The organism is Gordonia sp. PvP123 (assembly GCF_040547295.1).
Taxonomy (GTDB): Bacteria; Actinomycetota; Actinomycetes; order Mycobacteriales; family Mycobacteriaceae; genus Gordonia; species Gordonia terrae.
Window position 1 is genome coordinate 1 of sequence record NZ_JBEPPN010000036.1, and the last position, 1047, is coordinate 1047.

At 65.5% G+C, this 1047-nt stretch carries 1 protein-coding gene; it reads left to right on the forward strand.

Annotated features, from left to right (window positions below):
* Window positions 1-113 precede the first annotated feature (113 nt).
* On the forward strand, window positions 114-1047 hold a 934-nt coding region (locus ABIC25_RS24925; protein ID WP_354563591.1), incomplete at its 3' end, for an IS481 family transposase.

Here is a 1047-nt window from a genome sequence, read left to right on the forward strand (position 1 = left end):
TGTACTGACCCGGGACGTTAGGTACGGCGTTCGGCGAGTCGGCGTGACATAGGGAAGACCTCCGAGTGAGGTGTGGAGCTGTCTAGGAACCGCTCCTCAACCCGGAGGTCTTCGTGTCTCACCGTAATTCACCGTTGTCCCCGACTGGTCGGTTGCGTCTGGCTCGGTGCGTCGTGGACGACCGGTGGCCACTGCGTCGCGCGGCTGATCGATTCAACGTGTCGGTTACCACGGCCAAACGGTGGGCCGACCGCTACCGCGAGGCAGGGTCAGCCGGAATGGTCGACCGCTCCAGCCGACCCCGGTCGTGTCCGCATCGCACCAGCCGGCGCCGGGAACGCCGGGTCGTCGGGTTACGCGTCTCCCGCCGCTGGGGGCCTGCCAGGATCGCGTTTCACCTGGGGGTGAACGTCTCCACGGTGCACCGCATCCTGACCCGGTACCGATGCCTACGGTTGTCATGGACCGACCCCGCAACAGGGGCGCCCGTACGTGCCCGCAGACGCGAGATTCATCAGTACGAACGCCAAGCGCCCGGAGACTTGATCCACGTTGACATCAAGAAACTCGGCAGAATCCCCGACGGTGGCGGACACCGCATCCACGGACGCGCCCTGGGCGCCCGCAACTCCAGCGCCCACCGCGAGCCCGCACGACCCCGCAAAGTCCACGGCCGCCCCAACCTGGGGTACGCGTTCCTCCACCACGCCGTCGACGACCATTCCCGCTACGCCTACTCAGAGATCCTCGGTGATGAGAAGAAGGAAACCGCGACCGCGTTCATGACCCGGGCAGTGGCGCACTTCGCCTCTATCGGTGTCACCACCGCGCGGGTGATGACCGACAACGGGTCATGTTATCGGTCCCGAATGTTCCGACAGTTGTTGGCCGACAACGGGATCAAGCACAAGTGGACCCGCCCGTACCGGCCGCAAACCAACGGCAAGGTCGAACGCTTCAACCGCACCCTGCAGGAGGAATGGGCCTACGCCCGCCCCTACCTCAGCGAAACCGAACGCGTCGCAGCCTTCCCCGAGTTCCTTCGCA